The 21,136-nt window shown below is 68.4% G+C and carries 20 protein-coding genes; 16 read left to right on the forward strand and 4 right to left on the reverse strand.

Going from position 1 to position 21,136, the window contains the following annotated elements; translation table 11 throughout:
- The 3 genes from pntB (at position 1) to M3M54_RS03570 (ending at position 4,519) form a co-directional block, all read left to right on the forward strand.
- Positions 1-1,419: a Re/Si-specific NAD(P)(+) transhydrogenase subunit beta gene (gene pntB / locus M3M54_RS03560; protein ID WP_249020810.1), complete on the forward strand. Its 1,419-nt coding sequence runs from the start codon at positions 1-3 to the stop codon at positions 1,417-1,419.
- Positions 1,420-1,562: 143 nt separating this feature from the next.
- Complete coding sequence (locus M3M54_RS03565) at positions 1,563-3,026, forward strand: ATP-binding protein (protein ID WP_249020811.1); 1,464 nt, start codon at positions 1,563-1,565, stop codon at positions 3,024-3,026.
- A 146-nt stretch (positions 3,027-3,172) separates the two neighbouring features.
- Positions 3,173-4,519, forward strand: coding sequence for a Rho termination factor N-terminal domain-containing protein (locus M3M54_RS03570; protein ID WP_249020812.1), 1,347 nt, complete (start codon positions 3,173-3,175; stop codon positions 4,517-4,519).
- Here the strand turns inward: M3M54_RS03570 and M3M54_RS03575 are convergent, their stop codons facing one another.
- Genes M3M54_RS03575 through M3M54_RS03585 form a run of 3 tightly spaced genes read right to left on the reverse strand, consistent with a single transcriptional unit; the run spans position 4,520 to position 6,713 of the window.
- On the reverse strand, positions 4,520-5,479 hold the full coding sequence (locus M3M54_RS03575; protein WP_249020813.1) for a queuosine salvage family protein: 960 nt from the start codon (positions 5,477-5,479) through the stop codon (positions 4,520-4,522).
- Positions 5,476-6,405 (reverse strand): nucleotidyltransferase family protein, encoded by a 930-nt coding sequence (locus tag M3M54_RS03580; protein ID WP_249020814.1) that lies wholly within the window; start codon positions 6,403-6,405, stop codon positions 5,476-5,478. The genes M3M54_RS03575 and M3M54_RS03580 overlap by 4 nt, the downstream gene beginning before the upstream one ends.
- A 20-nt stretch (positions 6,406-6,425) precedes the next feature.
- Positions 6,426-6,713: a hypothetical protein gene (locus tag M3M54_RS03585; RefSeq protein ID WP_249020815.1), complete on the reverse strand. Its 288-nt coding sequence runs from the start codon at positions 6,711-6,713 to the stop codon at positions 6,426-6,428.
- A gap of 183 nt (positions 6,714-6,896) precedes the next feature.
- Here M3M54_RS03585 and M3M54_RS03590 point away from each other — a divergent pair, with 183 nt between their 5' ends.
- On the forward strand, positions 6,897-7,739 hold the full coding sequence (locus tag M3M54_RS03590; RefSeq protein WP_249020816.1) for an HPr-rel-A system PqqD family peptide chaperone: 843 nt from the start codon (positions 6,897-6,899) through the stop codon (positions 7,737-7,739).
- On the opposite strand, the gene M3M54_RS03595 is transcribed toward M3M54_RS03590, so the two are convergent.
- Entirely contained in the window at positions 7,736-8,761 is a 1,026-nt protein-coding gene (locus tag M3M54_RS03595) for a MauE/DoxX family redox-associated membrane protein (protein WP_249020817.1), read from the reverse strand. The two genes, M3M54_RS03590 and M3M54_RS03595, sit on opposite strands and share 4 nt — an antisense overlap.
- A 45-nt stretch (positions 8,762-8,806) precedes the next feature.
- Between M3M54_RS03595 and M3M54_RS03600 the strand changes: the two genes are divergently transcribed.
- From M3M54_RS03600 to M3M54_RS03655, 12 genes are all read left to right on the forward strand, one after another.
- Entirely contained in the window at positions 8,807-9,604 is a 798-nt protein-coding gene (locus M3M54_RS03600; protein WP_249020818.1) for a hypothetical protein, read from the forward strand.
- 76 nt (positions 9,605-9,680) lie between these two features.
- Complete coding sequence (locus M3M54_RS03605; protein ID WP_249020819.1) at positions 9,681-11,915, forward strand: ATP-dependent helicase; 2,235 nt, start codon at positions 9,681-9,683, stop codon at positions 11,913-11,915.
- Positions 11,916-11,969: 54 nt separating this feature from the next.
- Positions 11,970-12,212 carry a type II toxin-antitoxin system Phd/YefM family antitoxin gene (locus M3M54_RS03610; RefSeq protein ID WP_249020820.1) on the forward strand — a complete coding sequence of 81 codons (243 nt, stop codon included), beginning with the start codon at positions 11,970-11,972 and terminating at the stop codon, positions 12,210-12,212.
- Complete coding sequence (locus M3M54_RS03615) at positions 12,209-12,589, forward strand: type II toxin-antitoxin system VapC family toxin (protein WP_249020821.1); 381 nt, start codon at positions 12,209-12,211, stop codon at positions 12,587-12,589. The genes M3M54_RS03610 and M3M54_RS03615 overlap by 4 nt, the downstream gene beginning before the upstream one ends.
- Positions 12,590-12,769: 180 nt before the next feature.
- Complete coding sequence (locus M3M54_RS03620; RefSeq protein WP_249020822.1) at positions 12,770-13,174, forward strand: hypothetical protein; 405 nt, start codon at positions 12,770-12,772, stop codon at positions 13,172-13,174.
- A gap of 29 nt (positions 13,175-13,203) precedes the next feature.
- On the forward strand, positions 13,204-13,953 hold the full coding sequence (locus tag M3M54_RS03625; RefSeq protein WP_249020823.1) for an ABC transporter ATP-binding protein: 750 nt from the start codon (positions 13,204-13,206) through the stop codon (positions 13,951-13,953).
- Positions 13,928-15,037 (forward strand): ABC transporter permease, encoded by a 1,110-nt coding sequence (locus tag M3M54_RS03630; RefSeq protein ID WP_249020824.1) that lies wholly within the window; start codon positions 13,928-13,930, stop codon positions 15,035-15,037. Before M3M54_RS03625 ends, M3M54_RS03630 begins: the two co-directional genes overlap by 26 nt.
- Before the next feature lie 46 nt (positions 15,038-15,083).
- On the forward strand, positions 15,084-15,635 hold the full coding sequence (locus M3M54_RS03635) for a hypothetical protein (RefSeq protein ID WP_249020825.1): 552 nt from the start codon (positions 15,084-15,086) through the stop codon (positions 15,633-15,635).
- Between the two features lie 12 nt (positions 15,636-15,647).
- Positions 15,648-15,941 (forward strand): Asp-tRNA(Asn)/Glu-tRNA(Gln) amidotransferase subunit GatC, encoded by a 294-nt coding sequence (gatC, locus tag M3M54_RS03640; protein WP_249020826.1) that lies wholly within the window; start codon positions 15,648-15,650, stop codon positions 15,939-15,941.
- The gene (gatA, locus tag M3M54_RS03645; protein ID WP_249020827.1) at positions 15,938-17,383 is read left to right on the forward strand and encodes an Asp-tRNA(Asn)/Glu-tRNA(Gln) amidotransferase subunit GatA; all 1,446 of its coding nucleotides are present in this window, start codon (positions 15,938-15,940) and stop codon (positions 17,381-17,383) included. Before gatC ends, gatA begins: the two co-directional genes overlap by 4 nt.
- Positions 17,356-18,819 (forward strand): Asp-tRNA(Asn)/Glu-tRNA(Gln) amidotransferase subunit GatB, encoded by a 1,464-nt coding sequence (gene gatB / locus M3M54_RS03650; protein ID WP_371878616.1) that lies wholly within the window; start codon positions 17,356-17,358, stop codon positions 18,817-18,819. Before gatA ends, gatB begins: the two co-directional genes overlap by 28 nt.
- Before the next feature lie 290 nt (positions 18,820-19,109).
- Positions 19,110-21,131 carry an NAD-dependent epimerase/dehydratase family protein gene (locus M3M54_RS03655; protein WP_249020829.1) on the forward strand — a complete coding sequence of 674 codons (2,022 nt, stop codon included), beginning with the start codon at positions 19,110-19,112 and terminating at the stop codon, positions 21,129-21,131.
- The last annotated feature ends 5 nt before the right edge of the window (positions 21,132-21,136 follow it).

Genomic DNA, 21,136 nt, shown 5'->3' on the forward strand with positions numbered 1-21,136 from the left:
ATGAGCATCGAAACCGTGGCGCTGTCCGCCTACTTGATCGCGGCACTGCTCTTCATCCGCGCGCTGGCGGGCCTCTCAAAGCACGAGACGGCCGTCGCCGGCAACTACTTCGGGATCGCCGGCATGTCCGTGGCGCTGGCGGCGACCGTGCTCTTGGCCGCCCACGTCGGGATCAGCGCGCTCGGGGTGGTGCTGCTGATCGCCGCCGTGCTGGCTGGCGCCACGCTCGGCCTGTGGCGCGCGCGCGTGGTCGAGATGACGCAGATGCCGGAGCTGATCGCGCTCTTTCACAGCTTCGTCGGGCTCGCGGCGGTGCTGGTCGGCTGGGACGGCTACCTGAGCGTTGAGCGCCATCCGTTCGGTCCGGCGGCAAACGTGCTGCGCGTCCAGGGGACCTACGGGATCCATCACGCGGAGGTGTTCATCGGCGTGTTCATCGGGGCGGTGACGTTCACCGGATCTGTCATTGCGTTCCTGAAGCTGTCGGCCAAGATCAAATCGGCGCCGCTGATGCTGCCGGCGCGCAACCAGATGAACATCGGCGCGCTGGTGGTGTTCGTCGGGCTGACCGTCTGGTTCATCGTGCACCCGGCGCTGTTGCCGCTGGTGATCGTGACGCTGATCGCGCTGGTTCTCGGCCTGCACCTGGTGGCGAGCATCGGCGGTGGTGACATGCCGGTGGTCATATCGATGCTGAACAGCTACTCCGGTTGGGCGGCCGCGGCTTCGGGCTTTTTGCTGAACAACGACCTGTTGATCGTCACCGGCGCGCTGGTCGGCTCCTCCGGTGCCTACCTCTCCTACATCATGTGCGTGGGGATGAACCGCTCGTTCATCTCGGTCATCGCCGGCGGCTTCGGGATCGAGGCGCCGAGCAGCGCCGCGCAGGACCTCGGCGAGCACCGTGAGATCACGGTCGCTGAGACCGCGGAGCTGCTTGCAAATGCGCGTTCGGTGATCATCACGCCCGGCTACGGGATGGCGGTCGCCCAGGCGCAGCACGGGGTCGCGGAGCTGACGCGCAAGCTGCGCGAGCGCGGGGTCAACGTGCGCTTCGGCATCCACCCGGTCGCCGGGCGCCTGCCCGGTCACATGAACGTGCTGCTGGCCGAGGCGAAGGTGCCTTACGACATCGTGCTCGAGATGGACGAGATCAACGACGACTTTGCAGACACCGACGTGGTGCTCGTGATCGGCGCCAACGACACCGTCAACCCGGCGGCGATGGACGATCCAACAAGCCCGATCGCGGGCATGCCGGTGCTGCGCGTGTGGGAGGCCAAGCAGGTGATCATCTTCAAGCGCTCGATGGCCTCAGGCTACGCCGGGGTGCCCAACCCGCTCTTCTACCGCGAGAACGCGGCGATGCTCTTCGGCGACGCCAAGGCGCGGGTCGAGGATCTGCTCAGAGCGATCTGAGCGCCGGACGGCGCCCGAGAGGGCCTGCCAAGGCCCTTCTGCTGGTCCTGCGTGTCGCCACGCTGAGGCGCGGTCGTCTCCATATGGAGGCAGAAAGACCAGGTCTTATTGGCATACCGATGCTAATCTGAGATGGTCTAATGTTGAGCGACGAGCAGCTCATCCGCTACAACCGCTGGTGGACCGAGCCTGAGTGGGCCAGTGCGGATCCGCACCTTCGCCGGCTGTCACAGCAGCCGACACGGCTGCCAGCGCCGCAGGTGGCTGACCTCGACCTGGCCCGCCCTGCCGTTCACATCCTGCGGGGCCCCCGGCAGGTGGGGAAGTCAACCGACCTGAAGCTCATTGCGCAGCGCGCGCTGGCGGAGGGGTATCGGCCGCGCCAGGTCGTCTATCTCGCACTGGATCTGCTCGAGGGCCAGGACGCGGCTACGCTGATCCGCACTGTCGAGCGCGCCTACACGCTCGCTGGGGGCTCCTACCGCCCGCGCCTGCTGCTGCTTGACGAGGTGACATCGGCCGGTGACTGGCGTACCGCTGTAAAGGTGCTCTGGGATGACGGAGTGATCGACGAGGACATCGTCGTGTGTACCGGTTCATCCGCGAACGATCTGGCGCGTGGGGCAGCTGAGCGGCTGCCGGGGCGTCGGGGTCCGGGCCAGGACTATCTCGTGTTACCGCAGGACTTCGGCGCTTTTGCGCATGCGACCGACCCCGGCATCCCGCAGGGGCTCGGGCTGAGCATCGGAGAGATCGTCGGATCGAGCGGCCAGTCAGCCCTGCTGGATGCCAGGATCCATCTGCCCGCGATGCAGCGCGCACTTGAGCGTTACCTGTTGTTCGGCGGGTTGCCGGCCGCGGTCGCCGAGGCCGTGGCGGGCGCGCCGGGACCGAGCGACGAGGTCCGGCGTGTCATGTGGGACTCGCTGATCAAGGAGGTTCAGCGCCGGGGAGCGACGCTCGCGGCTACGCAAGCCCTGCTGGAGCGGTTGATGCGCTCGCTCGGGTCCCGTATGAGCTGGAGCCAGCTCGCGCAGGACATGGACGTACCGCTGGGCGGGAGCACACACCGATCGGGTCGCGGTCACGGTGTCAACGACCGCAGAACCGTGCAGTCCTACGTCGAGTTCATGGCGATCAACTACTTCGCCCTGGTCGTCTATTTCTGGCGGCCTGACTTCGGCACGGCAAACGTCTCGAAGGCGAAGAAGATCTATCTCGGCGATCCGCTTCTGCACACGATCACGGCAGATCGAGTGGGCCTGAGGCGCGACCCTCGCGGAGAGGTCGAAAACGCCTTGGCGCTTGCGCTCTACCGCCGCTACGAGCGATCCGAGCGGCGCGCTGAGAGCACTGCGGCTCCTGAGAGCCTGCACGTGTGGAGCACGAAAAGCGGTGGCGAGATCGATTTCGTCTGTGGCCCGCGCCAGCAGATTGAGGTGGTGGAGGTGGCCGACTGGGAGCGCGTCAACCGCCAGAAGGCAACGGCCCCGATGCGTGCACTTCCCGGCCGGCCGGCGGTTACCGCGACGCGTGGTGAGCTTCAGTTCGGGCCAACCTACAACCTGGTACCGGCAGCGCTGCTGCTGTGGGCCTTGTCAGGCTGAGCGAGCAGAGATCCTCGGGGCTGGCCATGCGGGCCCGTTCCGTAACGGTAGAGGCGCCGTGTGCTTCACTGAAGGCGCACAAACGAATCGCCGGCCGCTGCCCGCAACGCGGCCGGAGCCAACCGATCCCTCCGAAGGAGAATCACATGTCTGTACTTGACCGCTCGGTGCTCGAGCAGAGCACGCTCGCCGACCTGCACCTGATCGCAGCCGAGCTTTCGATCGAGCACTACCGCCGCCTGCGCAAGGGCGAGCTGATCGAGACGATCATCACCCGCCAGGGCGGCGAGCCGTCCCCGGCCGAGAAGCCGGCTGTGGCCGAGCGGCCGGCCGCGCGGGCGCGACAGCGCCGCGCCGCCGCAGCGCAGGAGGCCGAGACCGCTGAGGTCACCCCGCGGGAGCAGGCGCCGCACGGCACCCGCGAGCCCGACGGCGAGGCCGGCAGCTCCTCCCGCCGCCGCCGCGGCCGCCGCGGTGGCCGCGGGCGCAGCGGTGAGCGTGGCGAGGCCGAGGGCGAGGCGCGCTCGGCAGAGCGCCGTGACGGTGACGACGGCGAGCAGAGCCGTGGCGCTGTGCCAGAGGCCAGTGCCGAGGCCGAGATCGTCGAGGGGACCGTCGAGCTGCTGCCCAACGGCTCGGGCTTTGTCCGCGTCTCAGGCCCCGAGCCCTCAGACGCCGACGTCTACATCTCCGCCGCGCAGGTCAAGCGCTGCGAGCTTGTCAACGGTGACCAGGTCAGCGGCCCGCGCCGCGCGCCGCACCGCTCCGAGCGCTTCGCCTCGCTGGTGCGCATCGACACGGTCAACGGCCGCCCGGCCGCCGAGGTTGCCGACAAGGGGCGCTTTGACGACCTGCCGGCCGTGTTCCCGAGCGAGCGCTTCGAGCTTGACCAAAGCGACCCGACACTCAAGGCCGTGGGCGCGATCGCCCCGTTCGGGCGCGGCTCGCGGGTGGTGATCAGCGGCGGCGCCTGGGCCGGCAAGTCGCACCTGCTGCGCACACTCGCGCACCAGCTCAGCGCCACCGAAGGGGTGAGCGTGCTGGTCGCGCTTGCCGGCGTGCGCCCGGAGGAGCTCAGCGAATGGGCGAGCGGGCCACTTGCCCCGGCGGTCGCCGTCAGCTTCGCGGCCTCAGCCGAGGCGCAGGACAACGCCGTTGACATGGTGATCGACCAGGCCCGGCGTCTGGCCGCCCGTGGCGCCCACGCGGTGGTCCTGATCGACACGCTCGACGGGCTGCACCAGCCCAGCGCCCGCCGGGCACTGGCCGCCGCGCGCCGCCTGCGTGACGGCGGCTCGTTGACGGTGATCGCCACGAGCTCCCGGCCGCTTGGCGGTGAGACGACCGTGATCGCGCTCGACGCGGCCGCGGCGATGGCCTTGCGCTACCCCGCGCTCGACGTCGCCGCCAGCGGCACGCTGCGACCGGAGCTTTTGCTGAGCCCGGCCGCCGTCAAGGCGATGCTCAAGGAGCGCGCCAGGGCCATCAGGTGATCAGTAGGCGCTGCTGCGGCTGCGATGCCGGGGCGCCGCCTTGTAATCGGGCGCCTGCCCCCGGTTCCAGAGGAGCTGATCGATCTGCGCCGCCGTCGCCCCGCTGGGCGCGGCGGCGACAATCAGCTCCACGGCGTGCACCGCGCATGCCCTGATCTCGACCTCCTCGGGTGAGCCGTGCTCGATCAGCTCGCCGCGCTCGATCCGCGCCACCAGCTCCGGATCGAACCACAGCACCCCGTCCAGGCGCAGCACGTGGGGCACGAGGTTATCGGCGAACATGGTCAGGCGGTGAAGGTCTGAAAACTCAGCGACGCCCGCACGGTTGAGGTCGGCGACGGCGATCTGCGCGCGCTTGAGGAACGGGACTCGACGCGCGTCGTAGAGCGAGACGTCGTGGTAAGAGCGCCAGCCCGCGAGCGTCTCAACCAGCGCGACCGCCGAGCCGCCGGCGCCGTCCACCACGGCCGCAAACGACCCGCCGTAGAGCCGCCGGACGTTGGTGCCCAGGTCGTGCAGCGAGCCGACCATCAGCGCGATCAGCTCGTGCTCCGGGTCCTGGTCAAGCCAGCCGGCGAGCTCTGTGGCGCTCAGCTCGCAGAGCTCCGCAGCGCTCCAGCGCCCTGCTTCTGCGAAGCGCCGTCGCACGCCGGCTGCGATCGTGCGGTAGCCGGTCGGCTGCTCGCGTTTGCGCAGCGTCGGAAACCAGCCGGAGCCGAAGTTGATCGCATCGAGCGTCAGCCAGAAGGCGGCCTCGGTCTCGCGCTGGGCCGGTGTCGCCGGCGCAGGCGCCGCGGCGGGAACCGGCGCGCCGGTCAGCGTCTGGGCGTAGGCCGTGATCTGCTCGGGGACGATCCGGACCATCGCCGACCGTCCCGCCACCCAGGCGCAGGCGTTGCGCAGCTCGTCCACGAGCGCGGTCTCGGGATCACGGGGGAGGCTGATCTCTGGGCTGCTCATGGACCCGGTGGTCGCTGCGTTTCGGCTTGCCGATTGACCGCCCGCCGTGCCGCCTGCCAGGTGCGCACAGCAGCAGGAGTGCGGCGCGCCACCCAGAGCGGCCTGTAGAGGTAGGCGAGTGCAAGGCCGAGCCGCCCCCGGCGCGCGAGCGCCGACCACTTCCGCATGAACGTGACCGGCGGAAAGAGCTTGTGGCGCACGAGCGCCAGCCGCGCGCGCAGCCCCCGTGTCTGGTGCAGGCGGGCGACGGTGAGCGCCTGCCTGGCGCTCGCGGCCCGGAGCTCCACCTCAAGCGACGGGGCGGGATTGAGGCCCAGGCCTGCCACCAATTCCACCCCGCCCGGCAGCATCATCAGCCCGCGCGTGAACGCGGCAGCCGCGTCGAGCCGGTCTGCGAGCTCTGCCGCCTCTCGCCAGGTCTCCTCGCCAACACGCTCAAGCGCCCGCGCGAGCACATCCAGATCGCGCGAGGCGCCACCGTGCTGGGCGGCATGGAGCGCGGCGTGCATCAGCCGCCCCGGCTTGGTGAGCGTCCGCGCGGCGACACCGCCGACAAGGATCGGGTCTGTCACCGCTGAGAGCGTCGACCACAGCAGCGCATCATCGGCCCCGACGCCAGGGAGGTTGCGGTGCAGGTCGACCATGCTTCCGTCGACGCTGAAGGTGGTGAGCGCGTGCTCGCGCCACCACGACGGCATCGAAAGCTCGTCAAGCTCCGGGTGATGCCCGGCTTTGATCAGCGCCTGGACCGCGGCAGCGAACGTGTCCGGCGCCACCAGCAGGTCGCAGTCGACGTACGCGCGCGCATCCTCCGGCTCATACAGCCAGCGCGTGATGCTGGGCCCCTTGAGGATCACGCTGGGTATGCCGGAGTCATCGAGTGCGCTCACTGCTGCGGCGGCGGCGTGATCGATGCGCAGCCGCATCGCCGCAGCTGAGATCGCCGCTACGCGGCGTGGGTCGTCTGCATCCACGGAGTAGGAATCGGCGCTTCCAGGTGAAGGGTCAAGCGCAGCAGGTTTTCGATCGCGTCGTGTCCGAGCGCAGGACCGCTGACCATATCTGCTCCGGTTTCGCGCTGGGCCGACGTTGGTGGGGCGGGGCCGGGGGAGCTGGTCAGCGTCTGCGGGTAGGGCACGATCCGCTCGGGGACAATCTGCACCAACACCGAGGTCCGGCCGCCCAGGGGGCAGCCGGCGCGTGGCTCATCGGTGACGGCGACGAAACGGGCCACCGTCGCGGAATTGTGAAGCGGTTCGTGCAGGACTTGCATTCGCGACGTGGCCCGAATATATTGGCTGTGTATTGCCGCCGTGGGACCAGCGCTGAAGTTTGCGCTTGCTTTGCCGATCTTGTGGATGTACGCTTGGCGTCATAGCGTGGACGTGGCGGAAACCGGAATCAAGGAACGTGACCGATGAGCAGAGGAACGGACGATAATTTTGCCAAGGCCCGCGCCGATGGCCTGGTAACCGAGCGCGTGGGCGACGAACTCGTCGTCTACGACTCGCGCACGAGCGAAGCGCACTGCCTGCACCCGCTCGCTGCGGCCGTCTTCGCTGCGGCTGACGGCCGCCGCTCACCGGCGGCGATCGCCGCTCAGGTCAGCGCAGAGCTGGGCGACCGGTTCGAGGTGCAGCACATCGACATGGCGCTAGCCGAACTTGAGGATCGCGGTCTTGTGACCGTGCCGGTTTCTGGTGGGATCTCCCGCCGAAGCTTCGTGCAGCGCAGCGCGGCCATTGGTGGCGTTGCGTTCGCCGGCACGCTCATAACGTCCGTGGTCGCGCCCGCCTACGGGCAGGCGGCGTCGGCAACTGGGCTGCCAGGAGGTTTCTCAAGCATGGTGATCCTGGTCAGCGACGACTGCGGCGGCACGAATGCTACTTACTACACCGCTAACTGGGGCAATAACACGAGCAACGGTGGTCAAGGGAGCGTAAACGGTCAAACCTTCGCCAACGCGAACTGTGCCCTTGTCAGTCCTCCGACGGTTACGTCTGGCTGGGGTCCAGACAACAACACGGTGCCGAATCTCTACTTCGTGTCTAACACTCAGGTCTGCATAGCGCTCAACTTACCCTCCAGTTACACGATCTGCGAATGGGCGGCGTGGTTCGGCAACGCCGATGCGATTTGCGGTAAGGGTTACCAGGGCGGCGTGTGTATCACGTCTACAGAGCTTACACCGGCGGTGTCGCCGGGCAACTGCGGGTCAAACTCGTACTTCATCGACTTCAGCTCCGGCACGTGCAACTAATTGGTCTGGGAGCCAGCGCGTGCGACGTCTGTCAGCGGTGACGGCGAGTCGCGGCGCAACGTCAGGCGGATGAGGTTCTCGATCGCGTAGATCGAGCTTGCAGGCCCGCTTACGATCACTCCGGAGGTGCTAACCGCTACGGCGCTCGGTGTTCCGACCGCCCCGTAGGCGCGCGCTACGTTTGCGCCGCCGTCAAGCAGCATGTGGCTGATGCCGTGCTGCTCACATACCTGGCGCATCCGCTCAGAATCGCCAGCGCCCACCAGGATCAGACTGAGACTGCCAGCGAGCGTCACCTGCCAGCGCGCTAGGTCGGGGAAGCTCGCAAGGCACGAGCCGCAGGTCGAGTTGATGAACACGAGCACCACCGGCCGGCCAGCCTCGCGCAACTGCTCGAGCGTCCATGCTTGGCCGCCCAGATCGGAGAGTGAGAACTCTGGTGCGGGACGGCCGGCGAGCGTCACTGCCGGCAGCGCGGGTGGCGAGGCTGAGGCCATGCCTTTCGCCGTGTTAGCCGTCGTGCTGCCGCCGCTGATCATGACGGCGGCCGCGGCGGCTGCCACCGCTGCCAAAATCGCAAGAACCTCAAGTGCAGTGTGAGCGCCAACCCAGCTGCCGATGCTCGGCCCTGGGCCGCCACTCACCACCAGGATGGCGGTGAGTGCCAGCGCGCCGTTACGCATCAGTGTGCTTGCGCCGATCGGAGCCGGCTGCAGACCACCGAAGCAGCCACAGTCGGGCCGGCGTCCAGCTCGCAGGGCGTTGGACATGCCGGCGATGAAGATCAGCAGGAGTAGCGTTGCGGCGCCGGCCGCCCAGCGCGCCAGCGGCTCGATCAGCAGCCCGCCGGCCACAGCCGCTTCGGCGGGCGCGAGCAGCGGCGCCAGCGACGCGAGGCGCTCACCGGTGCCGAACGCGCGGAAGGTGGCGCGCACCGCCCGCAGGTCGCGCAGCTTGGTCACCGCCGCGGTGGCGAACACGAATGCGAGGATTGCGCGCGCGGCGAGCGTCACCGTACCCATGGCTGTGATCCTACCGGCCGCCCCGCTGGCTACGATTGCGCGGCCGTGCCAGCAAGCAACGAAGATCACGCCCCGACGACCATCCTCGAGGCCTACGGTGCGAGGCTTGCGGTCAGTGCACCCGACGCTGCGACGCTGCGCGCGATCGTCTCGGGCCTCCCGCGCGGCTGGGAGCAGAGCCAGGCGGCGGTTGAGCCGAAGGACGTGAAATGGCGCTTCGGCATCCACCGCGCGAGCGAGGGCTATCTGATCCGCGACGATCAGGGCCGCGAGCACCCGTGCGCGGAGCTGGACCTGGCGATCGTGATGCTCCACAGCCAGATGCGCCGCTTCGTCGGCTACCACACCGACGAGCTGATCTTCGTGCACGCCGGCGTGGTCGCCGCCGATGGCGCCGCCGTCGTGCTGCCCGGCCACTCGTTCGCTGGGAAGTCCACGCTGGTCGAGGCGCTGGTGCGCGCGGGCGCCCAGTTCTACTCCGATGAGTACGCGATGTTCGATGCACAGGGGCGGGTCGCCCACTACCGCGAGCCACTGTCGCGCCGCGGCGCCCACGGCCAGGAGGAGGTCGAGCTAGGTTCTGGCGAGCCGCTGGAGCCGGTCACCGTCGGGCTGGTGGCCTTCACCAGCTACCGCCCGGGGGCGCGTTGGGAACCACGCCGACTGAGCATCGGAGCGGCCCTCGTGGCGATGATGGAGCACGCCGTACCCGCGCGCGAGCGTCCCGCGGAGACGCTCGCGGCCCTAAGCCAGGCGCTCGCCGGTGCCAAACTGCTGAGCGGCGAGCGCGGCGAGGCTGATGAGACGGCCGGGGCTCTGATCGCAGCGCTTCGCGCCGCCTGACTTCAGGCTGCGGCTACGGCCGCCTCTGAAAGCCACCCTTCACGACCACGCACGGCGTTACCGTAGGTGCGAGTAGATGTCAGCGGTTACCCCACAACTTGCAGCTCTGCTTGAGGGCCTGAACGCGCCCCAGCGCGACGCCGTCACCCATGGCGACGGCCCGCTGCTCGTGCTCGCCGGCGCGGGCTCCGGCAAGACTAGGGTGCTGACCCACCGGATCGCGTATCTGGTGGCGACCGGAGCAGCGCAGGCGGGCGAGATCCTGGCGATTACCTTCACCAACAAGGCCGCGGCTGAGATGCGCGAGCGCGCCGAGCTGCTCGTCGGCCGCCGCGTGCGCGCGATGTGGGTGATGACCTTCCACGCCGCCTGCGCGCGGATCCTGCGCGCGCATGCAGACAGGCTCGGCTACACCCGCCAGTTCACGATCTATGACCAGGCCGACTCACGGCGGCTGATCAAACGCTGCATGGAACAGAACAACGCCGACCCCAAGCGCTTCACGCCCGCCGCGATCCACAACCAGATCTCCGATGCCAAGAACCGCATGCGCGACGCCGAGGCCTACGCGCAACTCGTCGGCTCGTTCTTTGAGCAGACGGTCGCCGACGTCTACGCAAGCTACGAGCGTGAGCTGCACCGCTCAAACGCGATGGACTTTGACGACCTGCTCGGACGCACGGTCAACGTGATCGAGCTCTTCCCGGAGGTGCGAGGCGCCTACCAGAACACGTTCCGCCAGATCCTGGTCGACGAGTACCAGGACACCAACCCCGTTCAGTACCGTCTGCTCCAGCTGCTCGCTGGCGAGCGGCGCAACCTCACGGTGGTTGGCGACCCCGACCAGTCGGTGTATGGGTTCCGGGGCGCCGACATCACGAACATCCTCAGCTTCGAAGAGCAGTTTCCCGACGCCGCGGTCATTCGTCTTGAGCAGAACTATCGCTCCACCCAGACGATTCTCGACGCCGCCAACGCGGTCATTGCTAACAACCGCGGGCGCAAGGAGAAGGAACTCTGGACGGAGCTTGGGGAGGGCGACCCGATCCATGTGCGCGAGCTGGACGACGAGCATGCGGAGGCGCGCTTCGTCGTCGGCGAGATCGAACGGCTGGTCGACGCCGGCGCCTCGCTCACTGAGATCGCGGTCTTCTACCGCACAAATGCCCAGTCGCGTGTGCTCGAGGACACGCTCGTGCGCGCCGAGATCGGCTACCAGGTGGTCGGTGGCACGCGCTTCTACGAGCGCGCCGAGATCAAGGACGCGATCGCGTACCTGACTCTGCTCGTAAACCCCCAGGACGCAGGCTCATTCAGCCGCATCGTCAACTCCCCGCGGCGCGGGATCGGCGCAACCTCGCTCGCCCGGATCATCGGCTACGCCAACACGCTCGGCGCGAGTGTCTGGGAGGTGGCCTCGGAGCCCACGTCCGTTCCGGGGCTCGGTGCAGCCGCCGTCAAGGCCGTCACCCGCTTCATGGACACCATGGGCGCGCTGCGCGAACGCGCAGCCGATGACGGTACGACGGTCGCGCAGCTCTTGGCCGCGGTGCTCGATCAGAGCGGCTACCTGGAGGCGCTGCGCGCCGAGCGCACAATCGAAGCTCAGGGCAGGATCGAGAACCTCGAGGAGCTCATCAACGTGGCCAGCGAGTACGACGCAGCGGAGGACGAGGAACACTCACTAGGCGCCTTCCTGCAGCAGGTCTCACTGGTCGCCGACGCCGACACCCGCGAGGACGACGCCGGTCTGGTCACGCTGATGACGCTGCACAACGCCAAGGGCCTCGAATACCCGATCGTCTTCATCATTGGCTGCGAGGACGGCATCTTCCCGCACTCGCGCGCGATCGAGGAGGGCGCGCTCGAGGAGGAGCGACGCCTCTGCTACGTCGGCATCACCCGCGCTGAGCGCGACCTCTATATGACCAGCGCACGCCAGCGCACGGTCTTCGGCGCGCACGGCTACGCGGTCCCGAGCCGGTTTCTGGCTGAGATCCCGGACGCGCTGACTGACCGCGGCGAGCAGCGCGCAAGGGGGAGTGCGGGCTTCAGAGAGCGGCTCACCTCCTGGCCGTCGGGCCAGCGCTCGCCAGATGCATCGGCAGCGGCTGACACGATCCGCGTGGGCCGCGCCCGCCCGCAGCCTGAGCCGCCGCCGTTTGCGCTCGGTGAGGACGTGAGCGACGCGAAGTTCGGTGAAGGCACCGTGATCGGTCTTGAGCCCGGCGGGATCGTCGTCGTGCGCTTCCGCCGCGACGGCTCGGAACGCAAGCTGCTCAGCCAGTATGCGCACCTGACCCGGCGCTGAGACTAGCACTTTGTTGGCCAAGCTTGGTCAAGGCGCTACGCTAGGCGTGTGCGCGTGGATGTCGGTCAGGCCAAGACGGAACTCTCCAAACTCCTCGCGCGCGCCGAAGCGGGGGAGGAGGTTGAGATCGCGCGAAACGGAGTCCCGGTCGTACGCCTGGTGAGGGTCGAGCCTGCCGCCGCCCCTGGGCAGCGGTTCCTCGATGCAAAGGGGATTCTTGCGGACAGGATCCGCGTCGGCGATGACTTCGAGTTCTCCGAGGCAGAGCTAGACCAGATGTTCAGCGACGAGGCTTGAGGCTGCTGCTCGACACGCACGTCGTGCTGTGGCAGGCGGCAGGCGAGGACCGTCTGGGACCGGCGGCCAAGCGCCAGCTGCGGGCGGCGCAGGAGCTGCGCTTCAGTGTGGTGTCGTTTGCAGAGATCGGCGTCAAGGCATCAATCGGCAAGCTCGATGACCCGCCGGATCTCGTCGAGTGCCTGGGTGAGATGGGCCTGTCGGTCCTCGGGCTGACGGTTGCTCATGCCATGGCCGTGGCGGAGCTTCCCCTTCATCACCGCGACCCGTTCGACCGTCTCCTGATTGCCCAGGCCCGGATCGAGGGGCTCACGCTGCTGAGCGCTGACAGGCGCATCATGGCCTACGACATCAACGTGGTGGACGCGACCGGCTGACCGCAGCCATCGCCTGCGCCGGGCGCCGGCGGCGGATGACCGTTGCCACGACCCGGCCCCGGCTGGAGTCCGGGTCCCCGGGGAGACCCGCGGGGCGTCCTATTATTAAATTCATACTTATGTGTGCCGCTGAGAACTCGGCGGCAAATGGCTGGCAGTCAGCCACAAGGAGGTAGCCAGATGTCTCAGATCCAGCCCCGCACGCATCGCGTGTACCGGCGCTTTTTGCCCTTTGCCGCAGCCGCCGGCGTCGCTCTCTCCATAGCCCCCGCCGCTCAGGCGGCGACCTTCAGGGTCAAGGCGCACTTCATCAACCACACCCCTGTGGTCAACAGGAAGTGGCCGCTTGTGCTCGATGTCACCCGCGGGCGCAGGCGCCTAAGCGGCATCGTCAAATACGAGTTCCTGTATCAGGGCCAGGTCGTCAGCCATCAGCCCGGGCACCGATTCAAGAATGGCGTCTACCGCGACGCGATGAAGTTCCCGGCTACCTCGCTGGGCGAGCCGCTCACGCTGCGCGTGATCGTGACTGTGCCGCACATGGGTACCGAGCACGTCGACTGGGCCGTCCACAGCAAGCGCTGAGCGAAGCCCACAGGGGGGCGGGTCCAAAGATGCCTGGATCGAAGGTCGAGGTTGAGAAGCTCACGCGCGCGCTCGACGGCAAGGTCGTGCTGCGCGACGTGAGCTTCTTGATCGAGCCCGGTGAGCTCGTCGCGCTCACCGGACCATCAGGGTCCGGCAAGACCACGCTGCTGCAGTTGCTGGGTGGCCTTGACCGTCCGACCTCCGGGCGCATCATGGTCGACGACATCGCGGTGCATGCCCTCAGGCACCCAACCCGCTACCGGCGCGAGGTCGTCGGCTTCGTCTTCCAGCTGCACCACTTGCTGCCGGCGCTCTCAGCGCAGGAGAACGTCGAGCTGCCAATGGTCGCCGCGCACGTGCCGCGTCGCGAGCGCCACGAGCGCGCCCGCGAGCTGCTCGATGAGGTCGGCCTCTTGAGCCGTGCCGCGTCGCTGCCATCGAGCCTCTCCGGTGGAGAGCGTCAGCGCATCGCGATCGCCCGGGCGCTGGCTGGCCAGCCGCGCCTGATCCTCGCTGACGAGCCGACCGGGTCGCTTGACGCGCTGGCCACGGAGCGCATCTGGGAGCTGCTCGCATCGGTGCGCCAGCGCCACGGCAGCACGATCCTCATCGCCTCACACGACCGGGGCCTGCTGCAACACGTCGAGCGCAACCTCGCCATCCGTGAGGGTGTCGTCTTTGAACAGGGCCTCGACGCAAACCAGTCAGATCCAGACGCTGAAACACCACCGCCAAGCGGAGGTGACCCGCATGACCACGCTCCTGCAAACGCTTGAAGCACTCGAGCGCCGGCCGATGCGCACGTTCCTTACGGCGCTTGGAACCGCGCTCGGGATCGCCACGATCGTCGCGCTGCTGGCCGTTTCGGGCGGCGCTCAGGCGAGCGCGAGCAAGTTCCTCAACCTGGGCAGCTCAGACCTCGGCCTGTTCCAACGCGACGCCGCCGACCCGACGACCTCGGTCCTGCCGCTGGCCCTGGTCGGTGAGCTACGCCACACGCGCGGCATCCAGGCTGCCACACCGCTCGTGCTGCTCGTCGGCGCGGTCCACAGGGCTCCCGGGGCGATCGCGTTCGGCGCCTACCCCGACTCGTTTGTCACCGACCGTTACGTGTTTCTGGCGGGCCGCATGTTCACCGGAGACCGCCAGGTGGCCGTCGGCAGCGGCTTGGCGGCGCAGCTGCACCTGCAGGTGGGCGACACGCTCACGATCGCTCACCACCGGCTGAGTGTGAGCGGCATCTACCACATGGGCGTCCCAGAGCAGGACGATGGCGCGGTGATCGCCTTCGGGCTCGCACAGAAGCTCGCGGGCAAGGTGGGTGAGGCGACCACGGTCGCGGTCAGCCTCGCGCCGACCGTGAGTCGTACTCAGGGCATCAGGACGATCTCCAGAAGGTTCCCCGGGCTGCTGATCCTCGGCGACGGCGTGAATGCGCCGCGCACCGGGGTCAGTGGAGTGCTGCTCTCACGGCTCGCGCTCGTGCTCGCGGTGATCGCCCTGGTGATCGGTGGCGTCGGCGTGATGAACACGATGCTGATGTCCGTGCTCGAGCGGCGTACCGAGTTCGCACTGTTGGCGGCGGTCGGCTGGAGCGGGCCGCAGATCGCGATGCGCGTGATGGCGGAGGGCATCCTCACCAGCATCATCGGTGCCGGGCTCGGGCTGCTGCTCGGCGTGGTCGGGGCACAGCTGCTGGTCGGCCTGCTCGGCGCAAGTGAATACGTGGCACCCAACGTGACTGCGTGGGACCTCGGCCAGGCGCTGCTTGTGGGTGTCCTCTTGGGCGTGCTGGGCGGCATGTACCCCGCGTGGCGGGCGGCCAGGCTATCGCCGGCAAAGGTGCTGGCCGAGCGCTGAGGCTCCGAGCGCCACAGTCCAGGCCTGTGCGTGTAGCTTCAGGGCCGTGAATCTCCGGCTCTCACGGCTGCGCGCGGGCGAGTGGCTCACCGCCGCAGCCTCCGTGCTGATGCTCGCCGACATGTTCGCGCCAGCCTGGTTTGAGGCTCACACCGGCCCCGGGTCGTCGGCCACGGCGCTTGCCAGACACGTCAGCCTGAACGGCTGGCAGACATCGCTGCCCGCGGGCGTGCTGGCGCTGATCGTCTGCTGCGGCGGGATCACGATCTGGCTTACGACCGCGGCACGCCGCTCACCGGCGCTACCGGTGGTCTTGAACACGCTGCTTCTGCCGCTCTCCCTGGCGCTGATGGTGCTCGTCGCGATCCGCGTGCTGGTCCTGCACCCCGGCGTGCCTGCCGCGCTTGCGGGCAGCACCGCCAGCGTGTCGATCCGCGCCGGCGCCTGGGCGGGTCTCGCGCTCAGCGCGGCGCTCTACGCGGGCCTCTACGTCGCGCTCAGGCGCGAGGGGGTGGCACCCTCAGACACACCGGCAGTGATCGAGACGTTGAGCATCTCCCTGCCGGCCAGCGAGCCGCGCGAAGAGCCTCACGCCTAGAATCGGAGCAGCATGCTCGAACGCCAGCAGGTCGACCACGTCGCGCGCCTCGCGCGCCTTGAGCTCAGCGATAGCGAGGCCGACACGATGGCCGTTGAGCTCTCCAAGATCCTCGATCACATCGAGGCGATCCGCGCGCTTGACCTTGAGGGCGTGCAGCCGACCTCGCACGTGGTTGACCTGGTCAACGCGCTGCGCGCCGATGTGCCGCAGCGCTCGCTCACACCGCAGCAGGCACTGGCGCAGGCGCCGGAGCCGACCGACGCCGGGTTTGGTGTCCCAAGCCCCGGTCAGGGCGCCGAATGAGCCAGCACCTACTGGAGCTGAGCGCCGCCCAGGCGGTGGCCGCGATCCGCGCCGGCGAGCTCGACGCCGCCGAGCTCTTTGAGCTCTACCGCTCCCGCGCCGCCGCCGATCCGCTGAACGCCTTCACCTGGGTGGCAGAGGATGCGGCCGTGGCGGCGCCCGCTGGCGCGCCGCTGGCCGGCGTGCCGGCCGCCGTCAAGGACCTGTTCTGCACCGAGGGCGTGCCCAGCCAGTCGGGCTCGAGGATCCTCGAGGGCTACCGCCCGCCCTACACCGCCACCGTCGTCGCCAAGCTCGCCAAGGCCGGCGCGCCGCTGCTTGCAAAGACCAACCAGGACGAGTTCGCGATGGGCTCATCCAACGAGAACTCCGCCTACGGCCCGGTGCTGAACCCCTGGGACCGTGCGCGCGTGCCCGGCGGCTCCTCCGGCGGCAGCGCCGCCGCTGTGGCTGCGGGCCTTGCCCCGTGGGCGCTTGGGACCGACACCGGCGGCTCGATCCGTCAGCCGGCGGCCTTCTGCGGGATCGTGGGCCTGAAACCGACCTACGGGGCCTGCTCGCGCTACGGGATGATCGCGTTTGCCTCATCGCTCGATCAGGCCGGCCCGCTCACCCGCGACGTGACCGACGCGGCGCTGCTCTTGCGCCACATGGTCGGCCGCGATCAGAACGACTCAACCTCGCTTGAGCTCCCGGAGGAGATCCGCCTGCCCAGCCGCGGCGATCTGAAGGGGGTGCGCCTGGGCGTGCCGCAGGAGCTGACCGGCACCGCCGGCGGCATCGACCCGGGTGTGCTTGCAAGCTTCGAGGCCGCGCTCGCACAGGCCCAGGCACTCGGCGCGAGCGTCGAGCCATGCACGCTGCCGCACGCACCGCACGCACTCTCTGCCTACTACATCATCGCCCCGGCGGAGGCCTCGGCAAATCTCGCGCGTTTTGACGGGGTGCGCTACGGCCTGCGTGTGGCCGGCGACTCGGACCTTGACACCATGTACAGCCGCACACGCGCGCAGGGGTTCGGCGCCGAGGTGAAGCGCCGGATCATGCTCGGCACCTACGCGCTCTCAAGCGGCTACTACGACGCCTACTACGGCACCGCCCAGCGCGTGCGCACCCGGATCTCGCAGGATTTCCAGAGCGCGTTCGCAGAGGTCGACTTCATCGTCACGCCAACCGCGCCGACCACGGCCTTTGAGCTCGGCGCCAAGTCGCATGATCCGCTGGCGATGTATCTGAACGACGTCTGCACGGTGCCCATGTCGCTTGCGGGCATTCCGGCGATCTCGATCCCCTGTGGGTTGAGTGACGGCCTGCCGGTCGGGCTGCAGCTGGCTGGCCCCGCGTTCAGTGAGAACGCCCTGCTCGACGCCGCCTATGCGCTCGAGCAGGCGCTCGCCTTCGACGGGCGCAGCGCATGGGCGGGGGGCGGGGCGCCAGCGTGAACGCCGAGGTGCAGTACGAGCCGGTGATCGGCCTTGAGATCCACGTGCAGCTGAAGACCCGCACGAAGATGTTCTGCGGCTGCGAGCTCTCCTTTGGCGATCCGCCGAACACCCACACCTGCCCGCGCTGCCTGGGGCTGGCGGGCACGCTGCCGGTGGTAAACGCCCAGGCGGTCCACTACGGGATCATGATCGGGCTGGCGCTCGGCAGCCAGATCGCGCCGCGCTCACAGTTTCACCGCAAGAACTACTTCTACCCGGACCTTCCCAAGGGCTACCAGATCTCCCAGTACGACGTGCCGCTGTGCAGCGGCGGCCAGCTGGGGGAGGTGCGCATCCACCGCGTGCACCTGGAGGAGGACGCCGCCAAGCTCGTGCACCTGGGCGCAAGCGGCCGCATCCACGGCGCGCAGCGCAGCGCCGTTGACTTCAACCGCGGCGGCACGCCGCTTGCCGAGATCGTCACCGAGCCCGACCTGCGCTCGGCCGAGGCCGCGCGCGAGTGGCTGAGCCTTTTGCGCACGACCCTGCGGGCGATCGGCGTCTCCGACGTGAACATGGAGGAGGGGTCGCTGCGCTGCGACGCGAACGTCTCCGTGCGCCCGGTCGGCTCAAGCGAGCTCGGGACAAAGACCGAGCTGAAGAACATGAACTCGTTCCGCTTCCTGGCGCAGGGGATCCGCGCCGAGGTGGAGCGCCAGAGCGAGCTACTGCGCGCCGGCCAGCCGGTGCTGCAGGAGACGCTCCACTTCGATCCGTCAAGCGGCCGCCTCACCCCGCTTCGCTCCAAGGAAGAGGCACACGACTACCGCTACTTCCCCGAGCCGGACCTGGTGCCGCTCGAGGCCACCCCGGAGATGATCGAAGCCGCGCGCGCGCAGCTGCCGGAGCTGCCGTCCGCGCGGGCGCAGCGCTTTGCGGGCGCGCTCGGCCTGCCGGCCGAGCGCGCCCGCGACCTCGCCTTCCGCTCAGAGCTCGCCGACTTCTTCGAGGCGGCGCTAGCGGCCACCCCCAATGGCGAGCCGGTGGCACTCGCCAACTGGATGCAGACACTGGTTGAGCGCCTTGAGGATGGCGCTGACCCGGCCGGCTCGCTGGTCTCACCGGCTGCCTTTGCCCAGCTGGTGGCGATGGTGTCTGAGAAGGCGATCAGTCGCGAGGCTGGGCGCGAGGTGCTCGACATGCTGGTCGCGCAGGGCGGCGATCCAGCAGCGATCGTGGAGCGCGAGGGGCTGGGCGCTATATCCGCAGACGACGGTGGCCTGGGCGATGTGGTGGCGGCCGCGCTCGCCTCTGATCCTGACGCCGCCGAGCAGGTCAGGGCCGGCAATATGAAGGCGATGGGCCCGCTCGTCGGCTACGTGATGCGCGAGACCAAGGGCCGCGCCGACGGCGCTGAGATCAACCGACTGATCCGCCAGCAGCTGGGGATCTGAGCGCCTTCCACTTCACGCTCCCCGTTTGTACACACGTCCGCATCGGGCGGGTGGCGCTGAAGTTACGCATCGGTCATCCCGATGGGGGATCACTCATGCAGGATCTCCTGCGCTGATGCTTGCGGGAAGGTGAGTAGAGCTTTGTGTGGAAGATTTGTTGCTTGGCCTAGACGAATTGCCGCAAATCGGTTAGCTTTTGCGGTTCAAGGATCGTCTTCACCAACCTATGGAGCTGGGAGCGGTGGCCGGCGGGCTAGGCCGGTTGCTCACTTGGCAGGGGGAAGTTCAACGTGCGTGCACTGGTAACTGGCGGCGCCGGGTTCATCGGCTCGCATATCGTTCGCGGGCTGCTGGCTGCGGGGCATGAGGTCCGGGCCATCGACAACCTCTCGACAGGTCGCCTGGCGAACCTGGATGAGGTGATGGAGGACATCGAGTTCTACGAGCTTGACATCCGCGACGCTGCCGGGCTGGGCGTGCCGATGAGTGGCTGTGACGCGGTGATCCATCTGGCTGCGCTGCCGTCTGTGCCGCGCTCGATCGCAGACCCGGCCGCGAGCCACGAGGCCAACGCCACGGGCACTCTGAACGTCCTGCGCTCGGCGAGGGAAGCGGGTGTCAGGCGCGTGGTCTCAGCGTCCTCCTCCTCGATCTACGGGGCCGCTCAGGGGTTGCCAAAGCGCGAGGAGATGCGGCCGCTGCCGATCTCCCCCTACGCGGTCTCGAAGCTGGCCGCAGAGAGCTACGGACGTAGTTTCTACGAGGTGTACGGCCTTGAGACGGTCGCGCTGCGCTACTTCAACGTGTTCGGTCCGCGCCAGGACCCGAACTCCGAGTACGCGGCGGTGATCCCGAAGTTCATCCGTGCCTTCCGGCTTGGCGAGGCGCCGGTGATCTTCGGAGACGGTGAGCAATCACGCGACTTCACCTATGTGGACAACGTGGTCGCCGCCAACATGGCCGCGCTCAACGCCGATGGGATCGGCGGGCGTGTCTACAACATCGCCTGCGGCGCCGGCATCACGCTGAATGAGATCGCTGCGCGGCTGCGCGAAGCCATCGGTGCGGAGGTACAGCCAACGCACGGCCCCGACCGGATCGGTGACGTGCGCCATTCGCTGGCTGACATCAGCGCCGCCCGCGCCGACCTCGGCTACGAGCCGTCGGTGGGCCTCGAGGAGGGCATTCGGCGGACCGTTGCTCACTACCTGGGCCAGGACTGGGGGCCACAGTCGGCGCGTGCCCGCAACGGCCGCCTGAAGCTCGTTCACCCCCAAGCTGAGGTGTCCGGCAAACAGCGCGAGCAGCGCTATCTGATCACCGGCGGCGCCGGGTTCATCGGCTCGCATCTCACCGAGGCGCTGATCCAACGTGACCAGCCCGCGACGATCACGATCCTCGACGATCTGTCGACCGGGTCGTTTGAGAACGTTGAGCACCTGGTTGACGGTGAGCGTGTGCGCTTCGTGCGCGGGTCCGCCACGGACGCGGCCAAGGTCGACGAGCTGATGCGCGATGCTGACCGGTGCATCCACCTGGCCTCGGCCGTGGGCGTACAGATGATCGTAAACGAGCCGCTCGACACGCTGATGCGCAGCGTTCGTTCCTCCAACGTGGTCATGCACGCCGCCACACGCAATGGTGTGCGTGTGCTGTTCAGCTCCACCTCGGAGGTCTACGGCAAACAGTCGCACCGGCTGCTCGCGGAGGATGACGATCTGATCTTCGGGTCGCCGTCCAAGGGACGCTGGACCTACGCGATCGCCAAGAGCTTCGGTGAGGCGTTGATCCACGGCTACAGCCGCCAGCGCGGTGTGGACGCCACAATCGTGCGGCTGTTCAACTGCGTCGGGCCGCGGCAGACTGGCACCTACGGGATGGTGCTTCCGCGTTTTGTGCGCCAGGCGCTCGCGGGTGAGAACCTCACCGTCTACGGCGACGGCAAGCAGACACGCTGCTTCACGCACGTGCGCGACACGGTCGCAGCGCTGCTGGCCCTGAGCGACGCCGACGGTGCCTGCGGGCACACCTACAACATCGGCACGCCGAACCTGATCTCGATCTATGAGCTCGCCCGCCGCGTGATCGTCCGTTCCGGCAGTGACAGCGGAATCATGCTGGTGCCCTACGAGGAGGCCTACCCGTCTGGCTTTGAGGAGCTCGGCACGCGTGTGCCCGACACCACCGCGCTGCGGGAGCTGACCGGCTGGGAGGCGCAGTTCTCCATTGACGATGCGATCGACGATGTGATCGCCCACGAGCGGGCCCGCCTCGCTGAGGCCGCGGCGCTGGAGCCAGCGGCGGGAGCGTGAGCTGA

Source organism: Conexibacter sp. S30A1, from assembly GCF_023330665.1.
GTDB lineage: Bacteria > Actinomycetota > Thermoleophilia > Solirubrobacterales > Solirubrobacteraceae > Palsa-465.